A 7,379-nucleotide genomic window follows, 5' to 3' on the forward strand; every position below is an offset into this window, starting at 1 on the left:
GTCGCGAGTTCAGCTACTCCAACTACCAGCAGACCTACGTGCTGCCTGACGACATCGTCAAGGACAACATCGCAGCCAAGGTGGACGACGGCGTACTGACTATCACAATGCCGAAGGTCACCAAGGACGATGTAAAGAAGATTCAGCGTCAGATTGATATAGCATAACGCTATGTATCACACCCTGACAGGCGAGGATTACACAGGTTAATCCCCGCCTGTTTTTTTATCGCAAATAATCAATCCCTTTCTGTCTCCACCTTGTCGAGATGCATCAGGTCGTAGCCTTTTATCTGGGCTATGACAAGATGGAGTTCTGTGCCTTTGGTCATCTGGCGCACCACTTCGCCCTTGGCATATCCGCGTATCTGTTCCTCGGCTTCGCTCCATTGCTTCTCGGCATCGGCGTCGGTGGCGGTCTTGTCAACCATATACTTTCCTTCGCGCTTAATCTGCGCATAGTTGGATATGCCATACGGCAACAGCTTGTATTTCTCCATGACTTTCATTCTATTTGATGAACATCACATTATTTGCGTGCAAATTTAAACAATTATTCCGTAACGATTGTCACTCGCCAGTGTTCCTGGCATTTGGCAACTCAACCGTCTTTTTGTCAGAATGAAGGCATCCGAAAATACCGCATCCACCTTTGATGTTGCTGAATATCCTCACTGGTTCCGACAATCCGATGTCAGTAAGTCCTCCTTGCCATGAACTCTCGCTGTCATTTGATAGGACGGAGATAAGATACTTGTAGTAGGCCTCGGAGATGGAGTATAGCGTCACATTGCGCAGTCGGGCATTTTCCCCCATATAGTATGTATAGTCACCCTTTTCCGTTATCCTGATGCAGCAGTCCCCTTTTTGCATTGCCTCGTTAGTGAAAGGCATTCCGTTTTGACCTTCAAGTTTCAGCGATGCAAATGTCTTGTTTATGCGTTCTGATGTAAGACGGAAGGCAGGGTCGGCAGAATAGTCGAGTGTGCCTACCTGACTGATATAGTCAACGGCTCCTATTTTTGCGAAATAATATCTATAAGCCGAAGCATTGTTGTTGAAGTGTATCTCGTATGTAAACACTTCCTCCATGCCGTTTGTATGTTTGTGGGTTATGTCGATATGTGATATTGTCGTTTCCTCAGGCATAACATCTTCTGCTGATATGGTTTTGCCGTCAACAGTGGTGCTTATGGCAATGTGCTCGCCTGCCTTTGGGCGGATTAACGATTGGTATTTCTCGCCGTCGTATGTCATCCTGCCTTTAGTTTCCCCGTCAATGGTTATATCGATGTCGAGTCCCTTAATGTCCTCCGATGGATATCCTTCGGTGAAAAACCAAGTAGAACTTACGTCAGCCATTATCGTGGTGTCGCTGTTGGCAATGCAGTTAAGTACAACCTGTTGTTTTCCACGATATTTCTCCATGTCTATGTCGTTATAGCATGAGGCGAGCGACATTATAGTCATTGCCGATATTATTATTGTCTGCTTTTTCATGATTGTCGTTGTTTTAGAATTTATATGTATATGATATTGAAGGTATCACCGGCAGCAGTCCAAGAGTCCTGAACTTGGTGCGCCATTTTGGTCCGTCTTCTATATATGGTCGAATCAGTCCGTCCTTCTTTATGACAATTGGATTCATGCGCGAGTAGGCATTGTATAGTCCTATGTTCAGGATACTCTCCTTGGAGACGGAGATCTTGTGAATGAAACTGACGCCGAGGTCGAGGCGGTGGTATGCCGGCAATCTAACATTGTTGCGTTTGCCATATTCGTTCAGTCCCCATGCAGTGTCGAAGATGCCTATTGGTGCCATATCGCTGTCGAAGCCTGCCCCTCCTAATCCCTTGTAGTTGTTGAGCGACAGTGTCATACGGTTGCCCGACATATATGTCCATGCCACGTTGAGCTTCACGTTTTCCTTAACCTCGTATTGGCAGTTGACGTTGATCTTGTGCCTGTTGTCATATTTGGCTGGAAACCAGTCTCCCCTGTTCAGTTCGTCAAACTGTCTGTTGTTCCACATCAGTCCGTAGCCCACTGTTCCCGTCAGACGTCCCTTATTCTTGTTTACGCTCAGGTCAATGCCGTATGCCTCACCACGTCCCGAGGTAAGTTTGTCGTTCCAGTTTGTGAGGGCTGTGAACATGATGTTATCCTCGCGATATTCGAGCAGGTTGTCCATCCATTTGTAGTAGCCTTCCACGGCGAAGAACACCTCGTCGGTAATGTCTCCGTATATTCCTGCCGACACGATGTCGCTCTTCAGTGGTTCCCACTTGTCGGCAATGGGAATCCAAGGCTCAGTAGGCAGACTGACGTAACTGTTGCACAACTGCTGTACGTACTGGTTTGTGCGGGCATATCCCGCCTTTATACTTAGGAAATCCGTCAGCGAAACCCTTATGTTAGCTCTCGGTTCAAGTCGCTTGTGGCTCTTGCCCGATGATGAATACTGTGTGAACCTCACTCCCGCATTCAGTTGCAGCCATTCGAATGGGGCGAAGATGTTGTTTTCCCATACCGAGAGTTCGTTGCCGGATGTTTCCGCCGCCGAGCCAAGCGGTGTCGCCAATCCGAATCCATTACTTCCTGTTATCTCGAGTTCCTCTGGTTTGTATATGTGATGAATGAATTCAGTTCCGGCTTCTATTTTTACATTTGATGATGGCGACAGCGATGCCCTCAACGATGCACCATAATCCTCAATGCTGTTAATGTCATTCTTATAGCTGTAAGCGTGTGAGTCATCGTATGACTCTTCGGCATTCTGTTTGTATTTTGAGTCGAAGTGAGTGATGTAGGCATCAGCCGAGATGAAGAAGTTGTCGGTAGGCTTGAAGTTTAGGCAAGTCACTGCTCCGATACTTCCCCAGTTTAGCTTTATGGTGTTTTTCTCCAAGTATGAGTTGTCGCCACTTGAGAAGTTTTCCGAACCTAATTTTGTCCTGTCCCTTCCCAAATAGAAATGCGTGAATCCGTCAATGTAATCAGTTATGTTGTAGTCGAGTTTGAGGTTAATGTCCATAAAAGAATATCTGCCGATAATCTTCTCGCCGTTTATCTTTTTGCTGTTGTTTATTATGGCGAGGGTGGGGATGGTGACGAGTTCCATCCACGAGCGTCTTACGCTTGCCGAGAAGGCGAGCCTGTCCTCGATGATTGGTCCTGTGATGTATAGATTGCCAGAGAGCAGTCCGATGGAAGCCTGTCCGTGATATTCCTCAAAGTCGCTTCTCTTTAGTTGAATGTCAGTTACGCTTGCCACTCTTCCGCCGTATTCTGCAGGGAATCCCGCCTTGAAGAACTTCACGTTCTCCACCATTGCCACATTAAACGACGAGAACAGTCCGCCAAGGTGGTTTACGTTGTATAGTGGCAGTCGGTGTAGCATATAGAGGTTTTGGTCGTTCTCGCCTCCTCTGACGTATATCCCGGTGAATCCCTCTATTCCGCTACTTACTCCCGTCTGGGTCTGCAATGCTTTCAGCACGTCAGGTTCCCCGAGCATCACCGGCATATTGGCTATAGCCACTCCCTTGATAACCACACCTCCCGTCTGTGGCGTAAGCAGATTGTCCGTCCGTGAGTCATGTCCCAACACGACCACCTCTTTCAGGTGGTGTGCCACACTGTCAATTTGTGCGTGGGCAGTCAGCCCCAATCCGCATAAAAGTAATAATGAATAGAATGATTTCATTGGCATATTTAATTTTTTCGGCTGCAAAGTAAGCATAAATATCGACTAATGGTGCAAAAAAGGTGTTTCAATGTGTTTCTGCCTATGAAAATAATATTAAAATGATACAAAACATACGGTGATGTAACAAATTGTTTAACTGTTTTCCTGGTCATCTGATAAAAAAGCTGTATATTTGCCGACAAAATATATGAAGCGTATGAGAAATATACAAAGGTACTGCCTGTATGTATTGCTGGTGTCTCTCTTGTCATGCGGGAGAAGCAGGTATATAGATGCACTGGATAACATAAAGCGTGTCGGCGACTCCAATCCCGACACAGCGTTGCTTATGCTCGATTCGCTTGACGCAGGTGTCCGAGGAGAATCAGAATACGTGAGGAACAAGTATGAGCTTTTGAAGATACGCCTTTGCGACAAGGCTTACAGAACAGCTACTTCCGATGTGGCTATCCGGAATCTAATGGGATATTTTGGCGATAAGGGATCTTCATTGGAGAGGCAGGAGGTGTATTACTATGCAGGAAGTGTATATCGCGACCTTTGTGATACTCCACGTGCCTTGGAGTATTTCCTTAATTCTTTGGATTATGCCCAATCAGGTATGGTATATGATACTGTTATGTTGCGCAATACTTATTCCAATCTTAATGACCTGTACTATAATGTTCAAGATTATGGAAATGCCGCACTTATGGCAAGAAAGGAGCTTGAAGTGTGCCGGTTATTGGATTCAGACAGGCTGATTCCCTATCTCCATCTGTGTTCATCGTATATAGGCCTCGATAGTTTGTCGTTAGCCTCTGCGGCAACAGACTCCGCTTTCAATATTATCCGTGCTTCAAGTGTTCACGAAAGGAATTATGATGATCTTGTATATGTGTTGTATTATTATTCCATGATCAACAATAAGCGAATGGCGAGCCTGTGCCATACCATGATAATGAAGGACTCGTCGATATGCAGTGGATTCATACCCTCTCTGTTTTTTGCATATTATTATGATTGTGTTGAGAAAAAAGATTCCGCAATCGCATATTGTGAGAAGGCCCTTGAATTATCCGAGAGTTTGGAAGAAAGATATGATGCAACCAAGTTGTTGTTTGCGTTGAATAAGAGTAATGGTGATGACAAGACAGCCTGCCGCTTGGCATATTCTTATATGCAACTAAGTGATTCCTTGGATTTTGGCAAGCGACAGGAGATGGCTGCGCAGATAAACAACCAACACAAGTATTATATTGACAAGAATAGAGAGCGGACACTCAGCGAGCAGAAAGAGAAGTATCGTCGCACGTTGTATGTGGGGGCTTTCATTGCCATCCTTCTGCTCTGTTTGGGATATGTTATACATATAACAAGGAGGAACAAACAAATGAAAAAAATACTGTCTCTTAATGCTGAGATAGAACGTGTTAATAGTTTGGATGAGGACTTACGAAATCAATTGCTACAGAAAGAAAGTGAACTGAAAGAAAAAATGGCACAGAATAAGACTCTGCTCAGACTGCTACACAAGTCAGAGTTGACTGGAAAGGCCGAGAAAATTATTGAATCAATAAGACAGTCGTCTAATGGAGCAAAGACAATGTCGCAGTCCGACTGGGATCAACTGTTTTCCGCGGTTGATGCTCTATATCCTGATTTCAAGGAGCAGATGGTTAATAAATGTGATGCACTCACAGAGCAGCAGATACAATTTTGCTATCTGCTGCGCATCGGTCTTTCCAATGTACAGATTAAGAATACCACAAATATGTCTCGCGTGACCGTATGGAGATGGATGAAGAAGTTCGAGTGGATAGAGGAGCTTGGATGATTAATACCTTTCTCACTCCACCTTGTCGAGACGAAGCAGGTCATAACCTTTTATCTGGGCTATGACAAGATGGAGTTCTGTGCCTTGGGTCATCTGGCGTACCACCTCACCCTTGGCATAACCGCGTATCTGTTCCACTGCTTCGTTCCATTGCTTCTCTGCATCGGCGTCGGTGGCGGTCATCGGAAGATATTTCAGTTCGATGATGTAGGAATGACGGATGTCGGGATAGCGTGTGAGGTCTGGCATGAGGAAGAATTGCCCAAAGGGCATCTTCGGCTGCGCTCGGCAAAGCTCAAGCGAGCTTGGCTTTGCACTCGACTTGCACGAAGATTCGCAATAGCCGTGATTCAATTCCACCTCTGGACATGTGATGTAATAGGGATTAAGAGTTAGCAAGGCATTCATGAAGCCTTGGAGATTGCGTTCACCCTCGATGAGGCTGCGAACGGAGGTGGTGTCGTGATATTGGCGACAGATATGTTCCATCATAGGGCGCCATTTGCCGTCAAGGGCAGCATCATCAAAACTGTCGGTGAGTTTTGACAAGTCAATTGTATGTATCTTATTGTATTCCACAAGCAGATAGTTGTAATACTGCTCGCGGACATTTTTATTGGGTATGCCAAGTATGCATTGGGCACCACGCATACCTTTGATTGTCACCATACCATAATAGAACAATAGGCTCTTGAACATGTTGGGATCAGTCAGTTGGTTAGCAGGAAAGGAGCGCTTCACTCTTCCGTATGTAAATCCATTTTGGGCAATCTCCAATAGCACACCCTTACGGTCGCCTTCAATCTTGTCGAGACGCACAATGCGGTCGAGCTTGGCATAGTCGGTCTTGGCATTGGGGTCGATCATGTCGGCAGGTTCTCTACCGTTTAAGAGGAAACTCTTCAAGTAATAAAGCACCATGTCAGTGTTGAAGACGTGATGTCCTTCAACATTTGCATATTCCGAGAAGCAATATCCGTCATACCACGGGCGCATGGCCGCAAGTGTCTCATCCTCGTCTAACGAAAATGCGCCGACCTCATTGTAATAACGTATTATCTGACGAACCTCCTCGTCACTAAAACCTAACATCTCATTAAAATGTTCCTCCAAAGTAAGAGCCGTGGCGATGTTATATCCGCTTGTCACATCATCCATAGTGACAGGGCTTACTCCCATCATGAGAATACGGGTGAAGCTCGGCTTGAAGCGCTTGAACAGTTCCCGATAGAACCCTTCGGCATGAGTCATTGCATGATATACGGATTCGCCATGCTTATTGAGGACATTATTAGTGAAGTTGTCGTATTCATCAATGATGAGATATGCTTTCACGTCATACCTCTTAATCATAGCATGTACATAGTTCATTCGGTCACTTGTAGATTTCTGCTTATAAAAACCCTCCTCATATCCTGCGGGATAATACTTGGCATATTTTGAGACGAATATGCCATAAGTGACATCTATATATCCATATACATTCTCACGCAATTCGTCAATGTTGCCGCCTGTGATAGAGAAGTCAAGCCTAAGTACTTGGTATTCATTATGCTCTGTCGTAGGATGACTCCCCACGTATGTATCTCCAAACAAGAGGTCGAAGTTGGCCTTTGCCTCAATGTCATAATATGACTCCATCATCGACAAGAAGAGACTCTTGCCGAAGCGACGCGGACGTATGAAGAAAAGGAAGTTTCCCGCCCTTTCCATTAGTTCAAGATACTTGGTCTTGTCAACCATATACTTTCCTTCGCGCTTAATCTGCGCATAGTTGGATATGCCATACGGCAACAGCTTGTATTTCTCCATGACTTTCATTCTATTTGATGAACATCACATTATTTGCGTGCAA

General features: G+C 45.2%; 6 protein-coding genes. 2 read left to right on the forward strand and 4 right to left on the reverse strand.

The window, feature by feature from the left end:
* On the forward strand, positions 1–167 hold a 167-nt coding region (locus CIK98_RS10705; RefSeq protein WP_141210508.1), incomplete at its 5' end, for an Hsp20/alpha crystallin family protein.
* 71 nt (positions 168–238) lie between these two features.
* Here CIK98_RS10705 and CIK98_RS10710 read toward each other — a convergent pair.
* From CIK98_RS10710 to CIK98_RS10720, 3 genes are all read right to left on the reverse strand, one after another.
* Positions 239–499, reverse strand: a complete 261-nt coding sequence (locus CIK98_RS10710) for a hypothetical protein (protein ID WP_141210509.1) — start codon at positions 497–499, stop codon at positions 239–241.
* A gap of 70 nt (positions 500–569) precedes the next feature.
* Positions 570–1,499 carry a DUF4249 domain-containing protein gene (locus tag CIK98_RS10715; RefSeq protein ID WP_094384233.1) on the reverse strand — a complete coding sequence of 310 codons (930 nt, stop codon included), beginning with the start codon at positions 1,497–1,499 and terminating at the stop codon, positions 570–572.
* Between the two features lie 13 nt (positions 1,500–1,512).
* Positions 1,513–3,705, reverse strand: a complete 2,193-nt coding sequence (locus CIK98_RS10720; RefSeq protein WP_172409907.1) for a TonB-dependent siderophore receptor — start codon at positions 3,703–3,705, stop codon at positions 1,513–1,515.
* 199 nt (positions 3,706–3,904) lie between these two features.
* Between CIK98_RS10720 and CIK98_RS10725 the strand changes: the two genes are divergently transcribed.
* On the forward strand, positions 3,905–5,524 hold the full coding sequence (locus tag CIK98_RS10725) for a hypothetical protein (protein ID WP_141210510.1): 1,620 nt from the start codon (positions 3,905–3,907) through the stop codon (positions 5,522–5,524).
* A gap of 12 nt (positions 5,525–5,536) precedes the next feature.
* Here the strand turns inward: CIK98_RS10725 and CIK98_RS10730 are convergent, their stop codons facing one another.
* On the reverse strand, positions 5,537–7,336 hold the full coding sequence (locus CIK98_RS10730) for an AAA family ATPase (protein WP_094384237.1): 1,800 nt from the start codon (positions 7,334–7,336) through the stop codon (positions 5,537–5,539).
* Between the last annotated feature and the right edge of the window lie 43 nt (positions 7,337–7,379).

This window comes from Prevotella sp. P2-180 (assembly GCF_002251435.1).
GTDB lineage: Bacteria > Bacteroidota > Bacteroidia > Bacteroidales > Bacteroidaceae > Prevotella.

Excerpts from the sequence above, each read along its gene's own strand:
- CIK98_RS10710 (WP_141210509.1), bottom strand. The coding sequence starts at position 499 with ATGGAGAAATACAAGCTGTTGCCGTATGGCATATCCAACTATGCGCAG.
- CIK98_RS10715 (WP_094384233.1), bottom strand. The coding sequence starts at position 1,499 with ATGAAAAAGCAGACAATAATAATATCGGCAATGACTATAATGTCGCTC.
- CIK98_RS10720 (WP_172409907.1), bottom strand. The coding sequence starts at position 3,705 with ATGAAATCATTCTATTCATTATTACTTTTATGCGGATTGGGGCTGACT.
- CIK98_RS10725 (WP_141210510.1), top strand. The coding sequence starts at position 3,905 with ATGAGAAATATACAAAGGTACTGCCTGTATGTATTGCTGGTGTCTCTC.
- CIK98_RS10730 (WP_094384237.1), bottom strand. The coding sequence starts at position 7,336 with ATGGAGAAATACAAGCTGTTGCCGTATGGCATATCCAACTATGCGCAG.